The following is a 20,472-nucleotide window of genomic DNA, read 5'->3' as shown; positions in this document are numbered from 1 at the left end:
AATAGACAAGTGGGGGGACATGAGGCGGCACTTCACTCTTGGTTGGTGCTTGGGGCTTGTTGTGGCCGGAATGGTGGGGCTGGGGGCACGGCCCGTTTTGGCCAGTGGCGTCACCTACAAATATGACGCCCTGGGCCGCGTGATCTCGGTCACGTATCCGAATAATTCCACAATTTCATATACCTACGATGCTGCGGGCAACCGGAAGACTGTTTCCTTCAACGGGACGAAAGGCGGCACCTTCGCGCCCCAGGCGGTGATCGTGTTGCCGTTGTTGGGTGGTTTCGTCCTGCCGGTGCCGTAAGGCCTTCCTTGAAACCTGGACTGTTCCCCCGCGCGGCGGCCGTCGCGCGGAACCGTGGGGGTGACGGCCATGCCAGGGGGGCGGGCCGTACGAATGAAGATTTCTGACTGTTGGAGTCGGCTGTGCTGAATTGGACTATGGGGAAGGTCAGTCGCGTGAACGGGATGTCCACGGGCCGGATGGCATGGTTCCGGATGGGGGGCAGGGGGGTGAGCGGAGCGCTTTCCGTCGCCCTTCTGGCCATGCTCTGCGGGGGGGGGGCACCCGCGCCAGCGTACGCTCAGACAAAAATGTCGCCGCTGACCCTTCAGGCGCCCGAGGTCGACGCCATCGACGAGAATTTCGTCAGCGCGCAGACGGGCAAGACCCATTTTTCCATCAAAGCCGTCGCGCTCGGCGACGTCGCATTCTCCCCCACCACGGTCGCGGGGCTGTATTTCCAGTATGGTGGGGCCATTGCCGACAATAATTACGGCTACATCGTAAACTGCAATCCCCCTACTGGGTATCAAACCTATGGTGGTGTTTTTCAGTGCACGGCGCCATCGCCCGGTCCCTCGCTGCAGGTCATCCATGGGGAGGAGCGGGCGATCTTCATCCTCAACACCTCGACCGGCGCTTACGCGCCCGCCTCGAACGACGGGTCCAGCTTTACTGACGGTGGCGGCACCTGCACCTGGACCAAGCGCGACGGCACCCAGATTTCCTATGTGGGCTTCCACGTTTCCGGCAATCCGTTGTGCCAGAGCAACAACATCTCCAAAATCACTTACCCGGACGGCCGGATTCTCACTTATTATTACCATGGCGCGTTCTCGACGGCGGATGTGAATGGCCAGAGCCCCATCCTCTCGATCGCGTCGAACTCGGGCTATCTGCTGAAATATACCTACCCTTCGACGCCGACCTATGGCGGCGAATCCAGCGTCACCGCCATCAACCGCGCCTACGAAACTTGCGATCCGGCTGCGCTGAGTTGCTCGTTGGTCAATCCCTGGCCAACGGCGACCCTGTCATGGCAGATTAAGACCGTAAGCACATCGGATAATTTCGTCTCTCTGGGCACGAGCTATAATCCCTATCACCACTACATCTTCACGATCACTGATCAGGGTTCGCGGAATTATGTCTTCGAGCTCGATAGTTATTCGAGGGTGATTTCCTATCAGCCGCCCCAGGCGACGGCTCCGATGTATTATTACTCCCTATGCAATGTGCTGAGCGATGGCGACACGTTGCAGAACTGCTTCGGCAGGGCGAAATGGAACGCGAATAAGACGCCGTCCGATCCGACCTCGCAACCAGTGTCCCAGTATTTCGATATGGTGAGTAGTTCGACCAAGAACGGCCAGACGTGGACGTACTCGTTCAACCCGTCCCTGGGAAGTTATCCAGCCCCCTCGTCATGGAAGCACACGGTTTCTTCTCCCCTGGGCACCACGATAACGGCGAACGGCAACGGCACGCCTGGAACTGAGCAGGTCTATCAGCAGGGCCCCATCTCGAGCGTCACGCTCTATGACGGAACCACGTACGCGTATGAGGGCAGTTGGCGTAACTATGTTTCCAGAGCGACCACGCCTTCGGGCAAGGTCACGGGATATGGCTACGACAGTCGCGGCAATCTCCAGACCATCACGGAGACGCCCTATTCCGTCAGTGGATCGAGCGCGCCGACCATCACGCGGTCGGCGACCTATCCCAGCCCCTGCGGGTACATCGTTTCGTGCAATAAGCCGACGTCGGTCGTCGACGGAAACAACAACCAGACAGACTATACCTATTACGACACGACGCATGGCGGGATAAGGACCATGACCGGCCCGGCGGTGAACGGCGTGCGGCCGCAGACGCGTTACTTCTATGCCCAGCGGCGGGCATGGTATCGCAACGCCAGTGGCGTCATGTTACCGGATTCCGGCTACATCTGGGTGTTGACCTCCACCAGTGTGTGCAAGACGGGGGCGGCGTCGGGTGACGGCTGCGCCAATTCTGGTGACGAAATTCGAACCACCTATGACTACGGGCCGGACAGCGGCCCCAACAACCTGCTGCTGCGCGGCGTGGTGGTGGATGACGGCGGCCTGTCGCTGCGCACCTGCTACACCTACGACATGTACAGCCGCAAGATCAGCGAGACCAAGCCGCGCGCCGGCCTGGGCAGCTGCTCGTGAGCGGGGGAATGACGATCATGACGCGCATCGCCCGCACCCTCCCGATCATCGCCGGCCTGTTGGGCCTGGCCGTCGTCCCGCAGGCGCGGGCCCAGGCCAGCGCGCAGGCCTATACCACCGCTTACCGCTATGACATGGGCAACCGGGTGGTGGGGATCATCCAGCCCAGCGCCGATGGCTCGGCGCGCTACCCCGCCGTGCGCAACAGCTATGACGCCCAAGGCAACCTGACGAAGGTGGAAACGGGCTACCTGACCGCCTGGCAGGCGGAGACGGTGGCGCCGGCCAACTGGTCGAACTTCACCATGGTGCAGGAGGTCGACACCGCCTACAACGCCAACGGCACCAAGGCATGGGACGCTTTGATCGCCGCCGGCGCCATCCAGCACCTGACCATGTACAGCTATGATTCGTATGACCGGCTGACCTGCACGGCGGTACGCATGAACGCGGCTTGGTTCGGCCAGGAGATCGACGCCTGCAGCATCAAGCAGGTGAATGGCAGCGACGGGGCCGACGGGCCGGACCGCATCACCCGTAACACCTATGACAGCCTGAACCGCGTGACGGTGGTGACGCGGGCCTATGGCACCAGCGTGCAGCAGGACTACGCCACCTACACCTATACCGCCGATGGGATGAAGGAGACGGAGCGGGACGCCAATGGCAACCTGACGACCTACGTCTATGATGGGCTCGACCGTCTATCGAAGTGGCGCTTTCCATCGTCCAGTACAGCCGGGCAAAGCTCGACGACGGATTATGAGGAGTATGGTTACGATCAGAACGGCAACCGGACCAGTCTGCGCAAGCGGGATCAGCTGAAGATCAATTTCCTCTATGACGCGCTGAACCGGCAAACAGCGGCGTGCTACAATGGTTTGGATCAGCAGACGGGGCAGTGTGCCAGCCAGGGTGCCACGCCCAACGTCACCAACAGCTACGACTTGCTAGGCCGGCTGACGCAGGCGTCATCGTCGGCGCAGACGGTGACGTATCAATACGACAACGCCGGTCGGGTCACCTCGACGACGGCCGGTGGACGTACGCTGGGCTATGGCTATGATGCCGACGGCGACCGGACCTCCCTGACCTATCCCGGCTCGGTGACGGTGTGGACGGATTATGACGGGCAGGACCGACCCATCACCATCCGTGAGAACGGTGGCGCCACGCTGGCCCAGTACAGCTATGACGACTTGTCGCGGCGCACGACGGTGACGCTGGGCAACGGCACCACCACCAGCTACGACTACGCGCCGGACTCGGCCATCGCCCATTTGACCCACGATGTCCTAGGGACGGCGAAGGACGTCACCTGGACCTTCACCTACAACCAAGCCAAACAGATCATCGGCGCCGACATCAGCAACGACGGCTACCGTCCAACGCTGTCGGCCATGAACAATACCTACCAGATCAACGGCCTGAACCAGATGACCACGGTCAATGGCGGGGGCGTGGGATACGATGCCAACGGCAACCTGACCAGTGGCGGCGGCTGGAATTATGGCTATGACGCAGTCAACCGGTTGGTGTCCAGCAGCGGCCCGGGCATGTCGTCCAGCTATGTCTATGACCCCCAGGGGCATCGCATCGCCAAGACCGCCAATGGTGCTGTGACCAGCTACCAGTATGACGGCCCGAACCTGGTGGCGGAGTACGACAGCGGCGGCAACCTTTCCCGGCGCTATGTCTTCGGGCCCGGGGTGGACGAGCCACTGGTGGTCTACACGGGCGGCGGCATGGCCACCAAGCAGTGGTTCTACCGCGACTTGCAGGGCAGCGTGGTCGGGCTGGGGGAGGGCAGCGGCGAAATCCTGCCGTCCAACACCTACAGCTACGGCCCTTACGGCGAGCCTGGAACCACCAACACCAGCAGCCTGTTCCGCTACACGGGGCAGGTGTACGATCCAGAGACCGGTCTCTATCACTACAAGGCGCGCGCCTACTCGCCGGCCCTGGGACGGTTCCTGCAGACGGACCCCATTGGGTATAAGGATAATATCAATCTTTATGCTTATGTTGGTAATGATCCGGTTAACAATGTCGATTCATTGGGTCTTTGTAAGGATCATTACGATGACGGGACGTGCAGGGTGAATGTTGATTCTAATACTGGAAAAGATGGTATTAAAGCCGGTAAGGCCTTGGAAAGAGTATTGAACCAATACGATCGTCAGATAAATGCCCTTAATGACAAATCAGAGGTGAGCGTTAAAGACAAAAATGGAAAGACCATTGGGGAAGTTACTGGTGGAGAACTAAAGGCGGTATGGAATGGCACGTCATTCCAGATCACAAATGATGTCCCAAATAATGGAGGTGTTGGTGGTGCCACAGACGGTGTCTGGAGTGGTTCATCTTTCCAGGGGCTTAGCCGTCTCACGCCGCTAGCTGTCGACCGCTATGGTCAAGTGGCCACTTATCGTGGGCTTTCGGAAGCCGATGGACATAGCACTATTGTTTTCCATGAAATAGCTCACGAGTTCCACTTCGGCCAATCATTAACAAAACAATATCCCGTAACACCTATTGTGAGCTGGCCGCGGGAATGGGGAACAAGTTCAGCTGCAAAGGCGGTAGCGGACCGTGTGGGGGCTCCATTTAGCTGTGATGTTGTGGGGGGGTGTCAATGAAGATCGGATTGCCGATAAGTGTTTCGCTATTGGTAGTGCTTTATCTATTTCTCTTTACGGGTTCGAGTGGCGCTGAGTTGATCAACGAGGGCAGATATCGATCTTCTGACGGTCGTACGTTGAGTGTAATTACCTCAGCGGGTATGTGGCAAGATTCGGCAGGGAAGATACGTAAACTTTACAACTGTGGAGATGAGTTCCAGATCTGCTTTTCAGATGGGCGTGATTTTGGCTTTTCTTTTCCGAGAAAATGCAAGGACTGGCTTGATCGCAGCAATAATGAGAGATTGAGATTTCGTATCTCTCTCGTGGCCGTTCTTCACGAATACCTGTGGATTGTGTTTCCCGAACGTCCAAACTATATCTTTCAATATGCCGATTCTCGCGGTGTCGTGGGGATATATAATCGACTAGATCCGCCGATAAATTTTGCGAACGCTCTAGGGAAGGTGGGTGGGAATGTTTCAAATTTTGAAAAATTTGCCTTCTATAGCGTAACAAATGTGGGAGTTGCAGCCTGCGAGTAGCTGATTATTCGGAATAATATTCCGCTATCCAGAGTGTTATTTATAATAAAATTATTATTTGGCCTAATAATAGGTGTTGCTCGATACGAAACATTCCAGGGGCAGTAAATGCGATTTAGTATATTGGTTGTTGCCGCTTTAGTTGCGTGTCTCACCACCCCCGCCTTTGCCTTCGATGCGGTCGCGACAGGGAAGGTGCGGGTCATTGAGGCCAGCTATGTTCCGGATCAGGTTAACTTCCAGCTCGATACAGCGGTGGGGGCGTGCCCTGCCGGGGCTTGGTTGAACTGGGTTCCGACGAAAAGCACCGACGCCAAAAACGCCGACAGCGTCAATGCGGTCTACTCTCTGGTGACGACGGCCCTGGCGTCGGGCAAGGGGGTCACCGTCTACGTCACCAACACCAACTGCATGGTCAATTTCATCTACCTACAGAGCAATTGACGGAGCGCGAGGGGGCGCTTAAGTGGGCTCCCCACCTTTCGGTCCCCAGAACAGCACCCAGGTGGCGAAATCGTCGCTGAAATCCTCGAAGCGATGCTCGGCGCCGGCTTCCACGAACAGCAGGTCGTGCGGCTGGAAGGGGTGGCGTTCACCGTTCTTCACGAAGGTGCCGGTGCCGCTGATGATCACGTAGATTTCATCACGGACATGGGGGCCTTGCGGGTCGTGCGCGCGCGGGGCGTAGACGCCGACCTTCATGGTGCCGTGTTCCAGCAAATACTGGAACCGTTCCCCTGTCGGGACATCGGGCAGGGTGGCCAGGGCGGGGGCGGCGGAAAGAAGCCAAGCCGGGGTCTGCATCGCGGGCCTTTCCCGTCGGTCAGGGATGCTCAGGTAGCGGTTGGGGCAAGGCGGCGCCCTGTTCCTGCTTCAGCCGCCATTCTTCGCGGTCGTTTTCCAGCTTCAGTTTCCGCGCCCGTTCGCGGACTTCCTCTTCCTTGGCCTCGAGGAGGTCAGACAGGTTCCAAAGGCCGAAACCGCCACCGAACAAGAGAAGTAGCAAAAGCCCATCGGTAAGTGTCATTGGCACCCCCACAAGACAAACACAACTTAGACGGTGTGTCGCCGGGCTGGCCAGGGAAAATGCTTGAGTTATGGCGTCGCAGGTCGATTGGGGGCAGGGGAGCGGGCAGCGAAAAGGCCCGGCGTCGCCGCCGGGCCTTCGCAACTCAACCCTTGTCGCTGACCTGGAAGGATCAGGCGATGGCCTTGTCGGCGGCCAGGTAGCGGGCGTCGCCCTCTTCCACCAGGGCCGGGTGGGTCAGCTTGCCGCGGAACACGTTCAGGCCGTTGCGCAGGTGCACGTCATCGGCCAGGGCCTGCTGCCAGCCCTTGTCGGCCAGGGCCAGGACGAAGGGGGCGGTGGCGTTGTTCAGGGCGAAGGTGGAGGTGCGGGCCACGGCGCCGGGCATGTTGGCCACGCAGTAGTGGATGACGCCGTCCACCACGTAGGTGGGCTCGGCATGCGTGGTGGCGTGCGAGGTCTCGAAGCAACCGCCCTGGTCGATGGACACGTCCACCAGCACGCTGCCGGGGCGCATCTTGGCCACCATCTCCTTGGTGACGACGCGCGGGGCGTTGGCGCCCGGGACCAGCACGGCGCCGATGACCAGGTCGGCGTCCAGCACCGCCTGCTCGATGGTGTCGATGTTGGCATAGAGCGTGTTGACGCGGCGGCCGTACTGCTGGTCGATCTGGCGCAGCCGGTCCAGCGACTTGTCCAGCACGGTCACTTCCGCTTCCAGGCCCACGGCCATGCGGGCCGCGTTCAGGCCGACCACGCCGCCGCCGATGACCACGACCTTGGCGGCCGGGGTGCCGGGCACGCCGCCCAGCAGGATGCCGTTACCACCGTAGCTCTTCTCCAGGCACTTGGCGCCAGCCTGGATGGACATGCGGCCGGCGACCTCGCTCATGGGGGCCAGCAGGGGCAGGCCGCCGCGAACGTCGGTCACGGTCTCATAGGCGATGCAGATAGCGCCGGAGGCGAGCAGCAGCTCGGTCTGCTCCGGATCGGGGGCCAGGTGCAGGTAGGTGAACAGGACCTGGCCGGGGCGCAGCATGCGGCACTCATGCGGCTGCGGCTCCTTCACCTTCACGATCATGTCGGCCTTGGCGAAGATTTCTTCGGGCGTCTCCACCAGGGTGGCGCCGGCGGCGGCGTACTGCTCGTCCGTCAGGCCGATGGCGGTGCCGGCGTTCTTCTGCACGATGACCGAGTGGCCATGGGCCACCAACTGGCGCACGTTGCCGGGGATCAGACCGACGCGATACTCGTGGTTTTTGATTTCCTTAGGAACGCCGATCAGCATGGTTTTCTCCCGGATCATCTGGGTTGGCGCCGCCTGTCCGGTCGCGCAACCGTTGCCTCGATTTCGGAAGCCAAGATAAGGCCGAAGGCTGGTGCATGTCCTTGCGTTCAGGGATAGGCCAGGCGCACAATGCGCAAGAAACCACCGATGAAAGTGCACTATGCGCCAAGGTCTGCGAACAATGGTGCTGGATAGGATTGATCGTGCGATCCTGACCCGGCTGCAGGAGCATGGCCGCATTCCCAATTCGGAACTCGCCGCCCACGTCCACCTGTCGGAAAGCGCCTGCCTGCGCCGCGTCAAGGCGATGGAGGAGGCGGGGATCATCAGCGGCTATACCGCCATCCTGGACCCAGCGTCCTGCGGGCGGCCGGAGAGCGTGTTCGTCCAGGTGACGCTGGAAAAACAGACGGAGCCCTATCTGCGCGCGTTCGAGGAGGCGTTGGCCACCTGCCCGCAGGTGATGGAATGCTACCTGATGTCCGGCGACAGCGATTACCTGCTGCGCGTGGTGGTGGCCGGTGCCGCCGATTACGAGGCCCTGCACAACCGCATCCTGACCCGCCTGCCGGGGGTGGCCCGCGTCCATTCCAGCTTCACCCTGCGCACGGTCATGAAACGTACCGCCCTGCCGCTGGCCGATGTCGTCACCGTGGGCGGCGATTGACGGGCGCGATGCCAGGCCGTAAACCGCAAAGCCAGCCGTTGCGGTAAGGCGCGGGCATCTCGCGCCCACCGTGTTGCTGAAAGAACCTTTTTTCAAGGAAAGTGTCCCGCATGACCGAGCCTGCCTCCCCCACCGTTCCCGGTCGGCTCAAGGGCCGTGTCGCCGTTGTCACCGGCGCTTCACGCGGGTTGGGTGCCGCCGTCGCCAAGGGGCTGGCGGCGGAAGGGGCGCACGTCGTGCTGATCGCCCGCACCGTGGGCGGGCTGGAGGAGGTGGACGACGCCATCCGCGCCGCCGGCGGCACCGCCACCCTGATCCCCCAGGACATGGCGGCCGACCCGGCGCAGCTGGACGTGCTGGGGCCGGCGTTGCTGGACCGGTTCAAGCGGGTGGACATCCTGGTCGCCAATGCCGGCATGCTGGGGGCCATCGGCCCCATGGCCCATGCCGACGTGAAGCAGTGGGACAAAGTCCTGGCCCTGACGCTGACCGCCAACATGCGTCTGATCCGGACCTTGGATCCGCTGCTGCGCGGTTCTGACGCGGGCCGCGCCGTCTTCATCACCGACCGCTACGGCCATGAGCCGGTGGCCTATTGGAATGCCTACGCCGTGGCCAAGGCGGGGTTGGAGATGATGGCGCTGACCTACGCCCGGGAGGTCCTGCAAAGTCCGCTGAAGGTGAACCTGGTCGATCCGGGCCCCATGCCCACCAAGCTGCGCGCCCAGGCTTTCCCTGGGGAAAAGCCGGATACCCAGCCGCCGGTCACCCGCGTCGTACCCACCATCCTGGACTTGGTGGCGCCCGACAACACCCGCCATGGCGAATGCATCGCCCTGTACTGAGCGCATGGGACGTGGGCGCGCGCATTCAAGGTTGGTTAACGCATGGCTGCGTCGGCTTACGCTCCGCACCGTAGTGATATTGGTCACAGCAGGGTCGGTCCGGCGGGCATAGGCTTCTTCTTGTACCGGGGAAGGCCCCAACCTCTCCGGTACCGGAACGGCGACCAAGGTCCCGTTTCTGCTTCCCCGTCCGGGTGGGTTGCTCCCCGCGCCCAGCCCGGCATCTATGAAGGCCCGCCGCTCCCCCGCAGGCGGGCCTTTTTCTTGTCCTAATTCCTCAAGCGCCGGCGGGCCCTCCGGCCCTTGGCTGTCCTCGATTGCCGGTCCGCCCGCGGCTTCCCGGAAATCTCCGGCGGACGCGGTCGCGGCCTGTCCAAGAAATTTAGCAATTCACTCAAGCGTGCGGCACGTAGGGTACGCCGTGCTTGTTGAACCACTCCAGCATCTGTTTCCACGCGATCTTGGCATCGACAGGGTTGTAGCTGGGGCGGTAATCGGCGTTGAAGCCGTGGCCTGACTCCGGGAACACCCTCAACTCGCTCGTGTCTGCGGCCTTGTTGCCCTTGGCCAGGGCGGTCCGCATCTGTTCAACGCTGGCGACGGGAATGCCCTCATCCTTGGCGCCATAGAGGCCCAACACGGGGGCGTTCAACTGATCCACCAGATCAATGGGGTTCTTGGGATGGTCGGCGTCGGTGTTGCCCACCAGCCGGCCGTACCAGGCGGCCCCCGCCTTCAGGTCCGGGTTGTGGGCGGAGTAGAGCCAGACGATGCGCCCACCCCAGCAGAAGCCGGTGATGGCCATGCGCTGCGTATCGGCCCGGTTGTCGGTCTTCAGATGGGCCACCGTGGCGTCCAGGTCGGCCATGACCTGGGCGTCCGACACCTTGGACACGATGTCGCGGATCAGCGTGGGGATATCGGGCACCTTGGTGGCGTCGCCCTGGCGGAAGTACAGGTCGGGGGCGATGGCATAATAGCCCGACTTGGCCAGGCGCCGGCACAGGTCACGGATATGCTCATGCAAGCCGAAGATTTCCTGTACGACCAACACCACCGGATGGTGTCCGCCCTTGCCCGTCCGTTTGGGCACGGCGCGGTACGCTGCCATGGTGGCGCCACCGGCCACGGGCACTTGCACCATGCCCGCATCCAGGTCGTCGGCATCGGTGATGATGGTTTGGGCCGATACCGGCAGCACGGCCAGCGCGAAACCCGTGGCCAGGCCGGCCGTGGCGAAGCCCCGGCGGTTGATCCCAGTGTCGTCCATGGAAACGTTCCCTTCGGTTGCCGCTGTTATTCTATGTTGGAGATATTGGAAATCTGCCCGATCCGCGTCGCGGTCACAGCGCGCCGGCATGCCGCAGGCGTCCGATTTCCTCCTCATCCAATCGTAGCCAGTCGCGCAGCACCGCGTCGGTGTGCTGGCCCAGGGTGGGCGGCGCCTGACGGTAATTGACCGGAGTGTCGCTGAACTTCATGGGGCTGCCGATCAGTTCCACCGTGCCCGGCAGCCCGCCGCCCGCCGGGCCTGTGCCGCCGGCCTGGGGGTGGGGCAGGGTGACGCGCATATCCCGCGCCGCCACCTGGGGGTCGCCGAACACTTTGTCGATGGTGTTGATGGGGCCGCAGGGGACGCCCAGGGTTTCCAAGGCGTCGATCCAGAATTGACTGGTCTGCGCCTGCATGACGGTGGCGACCAGGGGCACCAGGACGTCGCGGTGGCGCACCCGCGCCTGGTTGGTGGCGAAACGGGGATCGCCGGCCCAGGCCGCGTTGCCCGTCAGGTGACAGAACCGGGCGAACTGCTCATCGTTGCCGATGGCCAGGATGATCCATCCGTCACTGGTGGCGAAGGTCTGGTAGGGCACGATGGTGGGATGGGCGTTGCCCACGCGCGGCGCCAACTGGCCGCTGGTCAGGTAATACTGGCCCGGATGGGAAAGCCAGGCCACCTGGGTGTCGAACAGCGACAGGTCGATGGCCTGTCCCCGGCCGGTAAGGTCGCGGTGGCGCAGGGCCGCCAGGATGGCGATGGCGGCGTAGGTGCCGGTCATCAGGTCGGCCACGGCCACACCCGCCTTCAGCGGCTGGCCCTCCGGCTCCCCGGTCAGGGACATGAAGCCGCCCATGCCCTGAACCAGATAGTCATAGCCGGCCCGCGCGGCATACGGCCCGGTGTGGCCGAACCCGGTGATGGAACAATAGATCAGGCGGGGGTAGGCGTCCCGCAAATCCTCATACGACAGCCCATAGCGCGCCAGGGTCCCGGTCTTGTAATTCTCCACCAGCACGTCGGCGTGGCTGACCAGTTGCAGGGCCAGGGCCTTGCCGGCCGGTGTCGTGAAATCCAGGGTCAGTGAGCGCTTGTTGCGGTTGGCCGACAGGTAATAGGCGCTCTCCCCCGTGTCCTGCCCGGCGTCGTCCTTCAGAAAGGGCGGCCCCCAGGTGCGGGTGTCGTCGCCCTGGCCGGGCCGCTCCACCTTCACCACGTCGGCGCCCAAATCCCCCAGGATCTGCGTGGCGCTGGGCCCCGCCAGCACCCGGCTCATGTCCAGAACCTTAAGGCCGGCCAGCGGGCCGGTGGCGGGAATGGGTTGGGTCATGGCGCGGCGCTACCCTTGGCGGGGTCCCTCGGTTCGTATCGCGCGATCTTACACAGGCCGCGGCGACGGCGGCTAGGGTGCATTGGCTGTGGTTCCTGGCTGCTCCAGGGCAGGAGACGCATGGGCGCCACGGCGAAGCCCGCGCTTCCCCTGGACCGCGTTTCACGCTCTGATGTCCTAACTATTGCCCTGCCGAACCCGAGGTTCCCGATGCTCGATAAGAACGCCAAGATGCCCGACGAGATTCCCGTCATCCGCACCATCGCCATGCCCGCCGACACCAATCCCGCCGGCGATATTTTCGGCGGCTGGCTGATGTCGCAGATGGACCTGGCGGCGGGCAATGTGGCGGCCCGTCTGGCCCGGGGCCGCGCCGCCACCGTGGCGGTGGACGCCATCGCCTTCCTGGGGCCGGTATTCGTGGGGGACGAGGTCAGCCTGTTCGGCCGGCTGGTGTCGCGGGGGCGCACCTCGATGCGCATTGAGGTGGAGGCCTGGCGCCGCAGCCGCGACGCCGACGACAGCAACAAGGTGACAGAGGCCGTCTTCACCTTCGTCGCCATTGACGAGAATCGGCGGCCGCGTCCATTGCCTCCTCTGGAGGGCTGAGAAAGGCTCGGCCAAAGTTCCCTCGACATCCGGGGGCGGGGATGCGCACTGTATCTGGGCATCCCATTCCAGGTGGACCCCGCCATGGCCGACCCCCGTGACGAACTGCTGCGCCAGATCCGCGCCATCCGCCGGCGGATCGACCCCCAGGTGCTTGAAAAAGCCGCGGCCGCGGCGGAGCGCATGCAGACGGCGCGGGCGGCGCCCGCCGCCAGTGGGGGCGGGAGTGGGGCCTCAGCCGAGGCGCCCAGCGATATTCCGTTTGATCGCCAGGCGGCCCGTGACGTGGTGATGACGTTTCTACAGTCACGCCACGACGGTGGCCGGTTCGCCATGAAGTTGATGGAAGAAATGAAGAAGCCCGAGGTTGCCGCCAAGGCCTATGGCCAGGCCGCGTCCTCAAAGCCCGCCCGCAAGTCTTGAGGCGGGCAACAAGGTTTCGATAAAAAGATAGAAAATTATTCCGACGCCGCGATCAGTCAAAACCGTCACCCGGAATCGGGGCATTGGGTGAGGGGTCGGTTACTCGCGCCATGAGCACTGGCGTAATCCTTCCTCGCCATGGCACCATAGCCAGGAATACCGTCATCGCCCGGCATGCGGGAGGAATGGGACCCCGTCTCCTTCACCCTCATTGGGGTTTCTGACGGTAAAACAGGGAACGGACCCGGTGGGCCACCATATCAAACAGGTCGTTTGGCCGAACCGGGCCTATGTCGACGATAAGTTCGACCATCACCGGTTGTTCAGCATCATCATGACGGTGGCCACGTCCATCACCGTCAGCGGCCTCTGGGGCTGGGACTACGTCATTGACACCGAGGGGGCGCAACGGACCATCGGCCTTCGCCTGCTGATGTCGGGCATCATCCTGCTGCACGCCTTGTTGCTTCATTTCCGTGTGCCGCGCCGTCTGACCACGGCCTATGCGTTCCTGGGCGCGTTCACGTGTCAGATGCTGTTCATCGAGGTGCTGAACCGTCTAGACCACGGTATGCAGGCCCAGTTTTCCGGATTCCTGTTCTTCACCTTTCTGCCGTTGCTGGTGATGCAGTATGTGCCCTTCACCACCGGCACCCTTTTCATGGTGCTGATCATCGCCTTGCCGCCGGCGGCCGGCGCCATCGGCTTCGCGCGTGACTTTGAATATGTGAAGTATCCACTGCTGCTGGGTCCGGTGGGTGCCATGTTCATCTGCGTGCTCTTCGCGTTCGAGCAGATCAACTACACCAATTATGAGAACCAGCGCCTGCTGCGTCTGGTCGCCATCACCGACAGCCTGACGGGGGCGGGGACGCGCCGCCACATCACCGAGACAGCGGCCCGTGAGATGGTGCGCGCGCGGCGCTATGGCGGCCCCCTGTCGGTGCTGATGCTGGACATCGACCATTTCAAACGCATCAACGACACTTGGGGACACCAGGCGGGGGACCACGCCATCCTGGCCGTTGTCGAGCTATGCCGCGCCACCATCCGTGAGACCGATGTCATCGGCCGCTTCGGTGGGGAGGAATTCGTGATCGTGCTGCCGCAAACAGGCCGGGCGGAGGCGGAGCGGGTGGCCGAACGGTTGCGCGCCGCCGTCGCGGCGACGCCTGTCGCCCTCACGCCCGATGTCAGCGTCACCCTGACCTGCAGCCTTGGGGTCACCGAGCTGGTGGATGACGACGAAACGGTCGACGGCTTGCTGGCCCGGGCGGACGAAGCCCTCTATGCGGCCAAGAACGCCGGCCGTAACCGCGTGTCCGTGGCGGCCTGAGGGCGCCCACCGTAGCGTGAGGTAGGCGATTAGGCGGGATACAGCGCGTCGCTGTGCACACGCAGGGGCCTGGGTGCCGGCTGGGCGCGGGTGGGGCCCAGGACGGCCGCCACCAGGCGCTGCGTCCATCCGGGCTCATCCACCGGCTGGTGACGGATCAGCAGGCGGCTGTACAGCGTGTTGTAGAGCAGTTCCACCACGACCGTTTCATCCAGGTCCGGCGCCAGCTCCCCGGACCGCACCCCATGGTGCAGGATTTCGCGGATACGTTCCCGGCGGGGGTTCAGCACCTGCGTGCAATAGGTCTCCAGGACTTCGGGATTGTTCTGTCCCTCGACGATGATGCTCGCGATCACCCGGCCCATAGGGCCCGCCATGGTGCCGGCCATGACCTCCACCATGCTTTCAAGGTCGCGTCGCGCGGACCCCGTGGCCCGGATGGGGGCGGCAACCTCAACCACCTCCAGCAATGAGGCGACGGCCAGCGCGCCCTTGGTCGGCCACCATCGATAGATGGTTGTCTTGGCGCATCCGGACCGGGCCGCGACCGCCTCGATGGTGAAGCCGGACAAGCCCTCCTGGACCAACAAATCGTAGGCGCTGCTCAAGATCGCGTGACGGGATTTGTCACAGCGCGGGCGGCCACGAACGGAACGCTGTTGGGGGACCTGGGCAAGGGCAGTGTCAGTCATGGGCCTGTCATCACGCTCAAAGGACATTGGAATTTCGTGGATGGCTTCCTGGACGGAGATGGCCCGGCACGGCTGTCCAGCAGGTCGACCGCAGCCCCCCTGACCTGGCTGCATGCATCCCTTATCCAATCGGTCTTATCCCATCGGCCAGCAACAAACAAGACGTGCGACGGCAACATCGGGTCAGAAAATTAACGAGAAGAGGGGAACTGGATGGTGGGCCGAGGGTTTATCGGACACCGGGAAAAGCGACAGCCCCGGCAAGTGACTTGCCGGGGCTGTCCGAGACGGAGGGTGGCCGGGACTGAAGTGGAAATTAAAGCCGGCCAATCAGGATCAGGATGAGCACGATGACGATCACCGTGCCCAAGCCACCGGCTGGATAATATCCCCAGTGGACGCTGTGGGGCCAGGTCGGCAGGGCGCCGATCAGGAACAGGATTAAAATGATCAGGATGATGGTTCCAAGATTCATGGCGGCCTCTCTTAGAAATCGGAAGGCGTTGCGATCATGAAAAATCATTATGACCAAAACATGTTTTTGTAGATTTGCTGACACGTCAAACGGCTTATCTGCCGAATAAGGGATATAAAGCACTTTCCGCTGATATGCTGCGCGGCCTTGATATATTCCAATTTGCTGGGTGATGCGTAAGCAAAGGTTAGGTCATAGATAATAGGTCGTATCGATATTGCCGCGCACCGAACCGAGGCCTGACTAAATAAATAAGGTCATTTTCTTCCAATCGCCTACTTCATCTTTTAATGGCAATTGCCGCAGTATCCGCCCAGACACGCCACATTCCCGCCACATGGCGTGCTGAACATTGTTTGGTCAGTGACACGTCAACTCTTGGGACGTTTTTGCCCGCTCCGGGGCAGACCCCATGGGGCGAATGGAAACTTTCCGGTTCGGAACCGGAAGTGATCCACGCGCCCCCATCGCAACCCAGCTGAGGAGGACGACCATGAACAAGAACCGCATCGAAGGTAACGCCAAGATCGCCGGCGGCGCCGTCAAGGAAACGGCCGGCAAGGTCTTGGGTGACGATCAGATGGCCGCTGAAGGCAAGGCCAAGAAGGTCGAGGGCCACGCCCAGAACGCCGCCGGCAAAATCCAGGAGGCCGGAAAAGCGCTGAAGGACACGGCCAAGAAGGCCCTGGGCGAGTAAGGCGGCCGTGGTTTGCCGCTGCGCCCGCCGCCGCACCGGTGACGGCGTCCGCGCCGTCACCGCCAGCCCCCAGGAGGATTCCTTCCTGGGGGACTCCGCGGTCGGGGCGGCGGGTGCCCCCGGCTATCGGAAGGGGCGGCCGAATGCGCCCTTCCCATCAACCCCCTCCGCCGTCGGGGTGCCCGACGGCGATGGCTTGGCCGGACTTGACGGCCGGCCCAATAATGGAGCGACGATAATGCCTGTGTCGTACACGTCGACGGCGGCCAAGCCGTCCCTACACTCCCGGATCATCCCCGCCGCCCTGTCGGCGCTCATGGTCTTCGGCGCCATGACGGTGTCGGCGCCGCATGCGCTGGCCGCGGCCACGCACGGCACCGATCAGAGCAATCTGGTTGAACGGGCCCGCGTCACCGTCGACGATTTGCGCAAGGACAAGGAATTCGGCAACGCCCGTGACCTGATGCGCCGTGCCAAGGGTGTGCTGATCGTTCCGCAGCTGATCAAGGGCGGATTCTTCGTGGGCGGTGAGGGCGGCGATGCCGTGCTGTTGACCCGTGGTCCCAATGGCGACTTCAGCTATCCCGCCTTCTATACCTTGGGCTCCGCGTCGTTCGGCCTGCAGATTGGTGTCGAGCAGGCTGAACTGGTCATGTTCATCATGAGCGACAAGGCCCTGACCTCGGTGTTGCAGGATGAGTTCAAGATCGGTGCCCAGGCGGGCCTCGCCGTGGTGACCCTGGGGTCCACCGCCGAGGCGGCCACCCCGACCTCGCTGAATGGCGACATCATCGTCTGGGCGTCCGCCAGCGGCGCGTATGCCGGCTTGACGCTCAACGGTTCCATCCTGAAGCCGCGCGACAGCTGGAATGAGGCCTATTACGGCAAGCCGGAAACGGTCTCGGCCATCGTGACCGCGCGCAGCGCCAAGAATGCCGATGCCGATGGGTTGCGCAAGAACCTGGCGTCCATCCGCTAAACCGTTTGCGCCAGCGGTTGGGGAAGGGCGACCGCCCTTCCCCAACCGTCTTTCATCAACCGGATGTTGGCGTTGATTCAAAGGCATGGAGGCCATTTATTGATGCCAAAGATATAGAGGTGATCGCGTTAAACGAGATTGATATGCAGTAAGTTATAATAAAGCGATTTATGGAAACTATTCTGTGTATTTGTTTGTTTATTGTAGGTCATGCTGAACAAAACTTTACGGCGTGACAATCGCGACAGGAGCAATCACTCCAGGAGAGGAGCAGACGATGATCCCCCCCACCGTTCCGCCGACCACCCCCTCCGCCGTTACCGAACAATCGATCAAGGTGCTGAACGACCTGATCGAGAAGACCCTGGACAGCGCCCTTGGCTACAAGGACGCTGCGGAGGAGTCGACCAACGACAGCTTCAAGACGCTGTTCTCCACACGGGCACGCCAACGTCGCCAGTTGACCACCGCCCTACAGGCGGAGGTGATCAGTCTGGGCGGCCAGCCGGAAACCGATGGCACCGTGCTGGGGGCCGCCCGGCGCATGTTCGTCAACCTCAAGAACGCCGTCACGGGTAGCGACCAGAGCGTCGTCGCCGCTGTCGAGGCTGGCGAGGATGACATCAAGTCCAGCTTCGAAAAGGCGTTGCAGGGCGATCTGCCCATGCCGGCCCGTGAGGTCGTGGCCACCTGCTATGACAGCATCAAGGCCGACCATGACCAGATGAGCACCCTCAAGCACGCGCTTGAGCGGAATTAAGCGGCTGATTTCCTGGGCCGCGGACGCAGGGGCGTTAAGGCGCGCCCCCTGAACAAGCAAAGGAGAGGATGATGAAGAGCGAAACCATCGATGCCGCGGCCACCGCCGCCCGGTCCGTGCGCAACGCCGCGCGGGAGGACGCTGATCACCTGACCGACGCCATCAAGGCGGAGGCCAACGACCTGTACCGGACGCTGGCGGCCAAGGGCGAGGCCGCGGCCAAGGCCGTCGGCACCCAGGTGGAGGCGCAGCCCATCACCAGCCTGCTTCTGGCTTTTTCCGCCGGCTTCATCGCCAGCCGCCTGCTATCCCGCTGACGTCGGACGGCAGGCGACGGAAGAGCCGCAAGTCGAACAAGGGGAGCGTTGATGGAAGGCTGGACCAAGCTGGCCGTCATGGCCTTGTCGCAACTGGGGGTGATCCCCTTTGGTCCGGTGCAACGGTCCTCTCCGGCCCCGCTGGTGGACGGGGTGGTGACCCTGGTCATCACCGGTGTGCTGGCGATGCTCGCGGTCATCGGCGCCGTCGGTTTCCTGTGCGCGGCCCTGTGGGCCGGCTTGGAACCGACCATGGGACCTGTCTGGACGCCGGCCCTGGTGGGGCTGGCCCTGGTGGTCCTGTGCCTGATCCTGTTGCTGGTGATGCGCATGACGCTGAACCGGCGGGAGCCACCGCCTCCGGCGGTGAACCCGGCGCTGGACCTGGACCCCGAGGTGCTGTTGGCCGAGGCCCAGCGCCTGGTGGTCAAGCACAAGGTGCCGGCCCTGCTGGCCGCGGTGGTGGCCGGACTGGTCGTCGGCAATGCCGGCACCCGTCCCGTCCGCAAGTGACAGAAATAGCAACCCCTAGCCCATGAGGAGGGCCACGATGTCTACCAAACTGCGCGCGCTTGTTCTTTTATCCATGCTGGGCATGGGGGCGCTGGTCAGCGCCTGCCATACGACCGCCGGCGCCGGCCAGGACATCTCCGCGACCGGTGACGCCATCAGCAAGGAGGCTCGCAAGGACACGCCGTGACCTTGCTGAGACCGGCCTTTCAAGAAAACACCCGCCGAGGAGGTCCCCGGCGGGTGTTTTCCTGTTGGTATCAACCATACCGGCGCATGGCCTCCAGCGTCAGGCCCAGCCCGACGGAACCGAACTTGTCGCCCTCCACCACCCGCGCGTCGGGAAGCTCGCGCAGGATGCTGGCACGCACGTTGGGCAACAGGGTGGAGCCGCCGGTCAGGAACACCGCGTCGATCCTGTCGCGGGTCAGGCCGCTGTCGGCCAGCGCCTTGCGGATCATGCCGGCGATGCCGTCGGTGAGCGGCGTGGTCGCGGCCGCGAAGCCGGGGACGGTGAAGGGCATGACCAGTCCCCGCTCGATGAAGTCGAACGGAATCTCGACCACCAGGTCCGTCCCGCCCGGCTGCGCGGCGGTGGCGCTGAGGCGGATCTTGGTGCGCTCCACCGTCATGGCGACGCGGTGGCCCAGATGCTCCTCCACCACCTGGATCAGCCGTTCGATCAACTCGGGGCGCGCGGACTCCCGCAGCACCTGCCGCAGTTCCGCCATAACCTTCGGTGCATAGAGGAAGTTGATCTTGGACCAGGTGGCCAAGTCGTTGAAATAGCTGTTGGGGGCCAGCAGGCCGGCGCGCTTCATCCGCGACTGGTAACCCAGGTGCGGCATCACGCCATGAAGCGACAGCAGGCGGTCGAAATCGGTGCCGCCGATGCGCACGCCGGTGCTGGCCAGGATGTCCTGGCCCCGGTCCGCCACCCGCCGCCGTTCCGGCCCGATGCGCACAATGGAAAAGTCGGAGGTGCCGCCGCCGATGTCGGCGATCAGCGCGATCTCTTCCGCGTTCACCTGGCGCTCATAATCCAGGGCCGCGGCGATGGGTTCGAACTGGAACGAGACGTCGGTATAGCCGATGTCGCGCGCGATCTCCGCCAACGCGGTCTCCGCCCGCTGGTCGGCCGCGTCGTCGCCATCCACGAAATGCACCGGGCGACCGTGGACCACCTGGGTCAGGGGACGGCCAGCCTGGTCTTCCGCCCGGCGCTTGATCTCCCGCAACAGGGTCTTGAGCACATCGCGGAAGCTGATGCGGCGCCGGTCCAGCTGCGTTTCCATGTCGATCAGGTCGGTGCCCAGCACCGACTTCAGCGACCGCATCAGGCGGCCGTCGGCACCCTCCGCATAAATCTGGATGGCGGCGCGGCCGAATTCCTCGCGCTTGGCGGCGAAGTCGAAGAATAGGGCGCTGGGCAGGGTGGTTTCCTCCCCCTCCAGCGGCAGCAGGCGGGCGTGAGGCTCTTGCCCATCGCGGACGTCGACGATGCCCAGGGTGCTGTTCGACGTTCCAAAGTCCAGGCCGCAATAGCCCATGATGCGCGCTCCAACGACGGCCGAAACAACCGGATTTTTAATTGGGG

At 62.9% G+C, this 20,472-nt stretch carries 24 protein-coding genes; 16 read left to right on the top strand and 8 right to left on the bottom strand.

The window, feature by feature from the left end; translation table 11 throughout:
• Positions 1-61: 61 nt before the first annotated feature.
• From FBZ90_RS08690 to FBZ90_RS08670, 5 genes are all read left to right on the top strand, one after another.
• Positions 62-304, top strand: coding sequence for an RHS repeat domain-containing protein (locus FBZ90_RS08690; RefSeq protein ID WP_211101952.1), 243 nt, complete (start codon positions 62-64; stop codon positions 302-304).
• A gap of 290 nt (positions 305-594) precedes the next feature.
• Positions 595-2,478: a hypothetical protein gene (locus FBZ90_RS08685; protein ID WP_186455675.1), complete on the top strand. Its 1,884-nt coding sequence runs from the start codon at positions 595-597 to the stop codon at positions 2,476-2,478.
• 17 nt (positions 2,479-2,495) lie between these two features.
• Positions 2,496-5,117 carry an RHS repeat-associated core domain-containing protein gene (locus FBZ90_RS08680; RefSeq protein WP_186455674.1) on the top strand — a complete coding sequence of 874 codons (2,622 nt, stop codon included), beginning with the start codon at positions 2,496-2,498 and terminating at the stop codon, positions 5,115-5,117.
• Complete coding sequence (locus FBZ90_RS08675; protein ID WP_145731035.1) at positions 5,114-5,644, top strand: hypothetical protein; 531 nt, start codon at positions 5,114-5,116, stop codon at positions 5,642-5,644. Before FBZ90_RS08680 ends, FBZ90_RS08675 begins: the two co-directional genes overlap by 4 nt.
• Positions 5,645-5,752: 108 nt before the next feature.
• Positions 5,753-6,088, top strand: coding sequence for a hypothetical protein (locus FBZ90_RS08670; protein ID WP_145731033.1), 336 nt, complete (start codon positions 5,753-5,755; stop codon positions 6,086-6,088).
• 18 nt (positions 6,089-6,106) lie between these two features.
• Here the strand turns inward: FBZ90_RS08670 and FBZ90_RS08665 are convergent, their stop codons facing one another.
• The 3 genes from FBZ90_RS08665 to ald form a co-directional block, all read right to left on the bottom strand.
• Positions 6,107-6,448 carry a cupin domain-containing protein gene (locus tag FBZ90_RS08665; RefSeq protein WP_145731031.1) on the bottom strand — a complete coding sequence of 114 codons (342 nt, stop codon included), beginning with the start codon at positions 6,446-6,448 and terminating at the stop codon, positions 6,107-6,109.
• Positions 6,449-6,467: 19 nt separating this feature from the next.
• Positions 6,468-6,671 carry a hypothetical protein gene (locus tag FBZ90_RS08660; RefSeq protein WP_145731029.1) on the bottom strand — a complete coding sequence of 68 codons (204 nt, stop codon included), beginning with the start codon at positions 6,669-6,671 and terminating at the stop codon, positions 6,468-6,470.
• Between the two features lie 172 nt (positions 6,672-6,843).
• Entirely contained in the window at positions 6,844-7,959 is a 1,116-nt protein-coding gene (ald, locus tag FBZ90_RS08655) for an alanine dehydrogenase (RefSeq protein ID WP_145731027.1), read from the bottom strand.
• A gap of 160 nt (positions 7,960-8,119) precedes the next feature.
• Here ald and FBZ90_RS08650 point away from each other — a divergent pair, with 160 nt between their 5' ends.
• Together FBZ90_RS08650 and FBZ90_RS08645 are read left to right on the top strand one after the other, a co-directional pair.
• Positions 8,120-8,626 (top strand): Lrp/AsnC family transcriptional regulator, encoded by a 507-nt coding sequence (locus tag FBZ90_RS08650; RefSeq protein ID WP_246130223.1) that lies wholly within the window; start codon positions 8,120-8,122, stop codon positions 8,624-8,626.
• A gap of 110 nt (positions 8,627-8,736) precedes the next feature.
• Positions 8,737-9,471 carry an SDR family NAD(P)-dependent oxidoreductase gene (locus FBZ90_RS08645; RefSeq protein WP_145731025.1) on the top strand — a complete coding sequence of 245 codons (735 nt, stop codon included), beginning with the start codon at positions 8,737-8,739 and terminating at the stop codon, positions 9,469-9,471.
• A 394-nt stretch (positions 9,472-9,865) separates the two neighbouring features.
• On the opposite strand, the gene FBZ90_RS08640 is transcribed toward FBZ90_RS08645, so the two are convergent.
• Both FBZ90_RS08640 and FBZ90_RS08635 read right to left on the bottom strand, forming a co-directional pair.
• On the bottom strand, positions 9,866-10,741 hold the full coding sequence (locus FBZ90_RS08640; protein ID WP_145731022.1) for a dienelactone hydrolase family protein: 876 nt from the start codon (positions 10,739-10,741) through the stop codon (positions 9,866-9,868).
• A gap of 73 nt (positions 10,742-10,814) precedes the next feature.
• A complete protein-coding gene (locus tag FBZ90_RS08635; RefSeq protein WP_145731020.1) occupies positions 10,815-12,077 on the bottom strand; it encodes a CaiB/BaiF CoA transferase family protein in 1,263 nt (420 codons plus the stop codon).
• 210 nt (positions 12,078-12,287) lie between these two features.
• On the opposite strand from FBZ90_RS08635, the gene FBZ90_RS08630 reads away from it, so the two are divergent.
• From FBZ90_RS08630 to FBZ90_RS08620, 3 genes are all read left to right on the top strand, one after another.
• Positions 12,288-12,686 (top strand): acyl-CoA thioesterase, encoded by a 399-nt coding sequence (locus FBZ90_RS08630; protein WP_145731019.1) that lies wholly within the window; start codon positions 12,288-12,290, stop codon positions 12,684-12,686.
• Between the two features lie 84 nt (positions 12,687-12,770).
• Positions 12,771-13,109, top strand: coding sequence for a hypothetical protein (locus tag FBZ90_RS08625; RefSeq protein WP_145731017.1), 339 nt, complete (start codon positions 12,771-12,773; stop codon positions 13,107-13,109).
• A 247-nt stretch (positions 13,110-13,356) separates the two neighbouring features.
• Positions 13,357-14,445 (top strand): GGDEF domain-containing protein, encoded by a 1,089-nt coding sequence (locus tag FBZ90_RS08620; RefSeq protein ID WP_145731014.1) that lies wholly within the window; start codon positions 13,357-13,359, stop codon positions 14,443-14,445.
• Between the two features lie 29 nt (positions 14,446-14,474).
• Here the strand turns inward: FBZ90_RS08620 and FBZ90_RS08615 are convergent, their stop codons facing one another.
• Together FBZ90_RS08615 and FBZ90_RS08610 are read right to left on the bottom strand one after the other, a co-directional pair.
• Positions 14,475-15,053, bottom strand: coding sequence for a TetR/AcrR family transcriptional regulator (locus FBZ90_RS08615; protein ID WP_186455673.1), 579 nt, complete (start codon positions 15,051-15,053; stop codon positions 14,475-14,477).
• Positions 15,054-15,453: 400 nt separating this feature from the next.
• Positions 15,454-15,612 carry a DUF3309 family protein gene (locus FBZ90_RS08610; RefSeq protein WP_145731010.1) on the bottom strand — a complete coding sequence of 53 codons (159 nt, stop codon included), beginning with the start codon at positions 15,610-15,612 and terminating at the stop codon, positions 15,454-15,456.
• A gap of 493 nt (positions 15,613-16,105) precedes the next feature.
• Between FBZ90_RS08610 and FBZ90_RS08605 the strand changes: the two genes are divergently transcribed.
• From FBZ90_RS08605 to FBZ90_RS08580, 6 genes are all read left to right on the top strand, one after another.
• Positions 16,106-16,309: a CsbD family protein gene (locus FBZ90_RS08605; RefSeq protein WP_145731008.1), complete on the top strand. Its 204-nt coding sequence runs from the start codon at positions 16,106-16,108 to the stop codon at positions 16,307-16,309.
• 238 nt (positions 16,310-16,547) lie between these two features.
• On the top strand, positions 16,548-17,288 hold the full coding sequence (locus FBZ90_RS08600) for a lipid-binding SYLF domain-containing protein (protein ID WP_145731006.1): 741 nt from the start codon (positions 16,548-16,550) through the stop codon (positions 17,286-17,288).
• 277 nt (positions 17,289-17,565) lie between these two features.
• Complete coding sequence (locus FBZ90_RS08595; RefSeq protein WP_145731004.1) at positions 17,566-18,048, top strand: ferritin-like domain-containing protein; 483 nt, start codon at positions 17,566-17,568, stop codon at positions 18,046-18,048.
• A gap of 68 nt (positions 18,049-18,116) precedes the next feature.
• Positions 18,117-18,365 carry a hypothetical protein gene (locus tag FBZ90_RS08590; RefSeq protein WP_145731002.1) on the top strand — a complete coding sequence of 83 codons (249 nt, stop codon included), beginning with the start codon at positions 18,117-18,119 and terminating at the stop codon, positions 18,363-18,365.
• A gap of 51 nt (positions 18,366-18,416) precedes the next feature.
• A complete protein-coding gene (locus tag FBZ90_RS08585; protein WP_145731000.1) occupies positions 18,417-18,878 on the top strand; it encodes a hypothetical protein in 462 nt (153 codons plus the stop codon).
• A gap of 37 nt (positions 18,879-18,915) precedes the next feature.
• On the top strand, positions 18,916-19,065 hold the full coding sequence (locus FBZ90_RS08580; RefSeq protein ID WP_211101951.1) for an entericidin A/B family lipoprotein: 150 nt from the start codon (positions 18,916-18,918) through the stop codon (positions 19,063-19,065).
• 70 nt (positions 19,066-19,135) lie between these two features.
• Here the strand turns inward: FBZ90_RS08580 and FBZ90_RS08575 are convergent, their stop codons facing one another.
• Positions 19,136-20,425 carry an Hsp70 family protein gene (locus tag FBZ90_RS08575; RefSeq protein ID WP_145730998.1) on the bottom strand — a complete coding sequence of 430 codons (1,290 nt, stop codon included), beginning with the start codon at positions 20,423-20,425 and terminating at the stop codon, positions 19,136-19,138.
• Between the last annotated feature and the right edge of the window lie 47 nt (positions 20,426-20,472).

The sequence above is a fragment of the Nitrospirillum pindoramense genome, assembly GCF_007827955.1.
Classification (GTDB): Bacteria; Pseudomonadota; Alphaproteobacteria; order Azospirillales; family Azospirillaceae; genus Nitrospirillum; species Nitrospirillum amazonense_B.
Note: the sequence above shows the minus strand (reverse complement) of the source record. Positions and strands in the feature narration are given on the sequence as shown.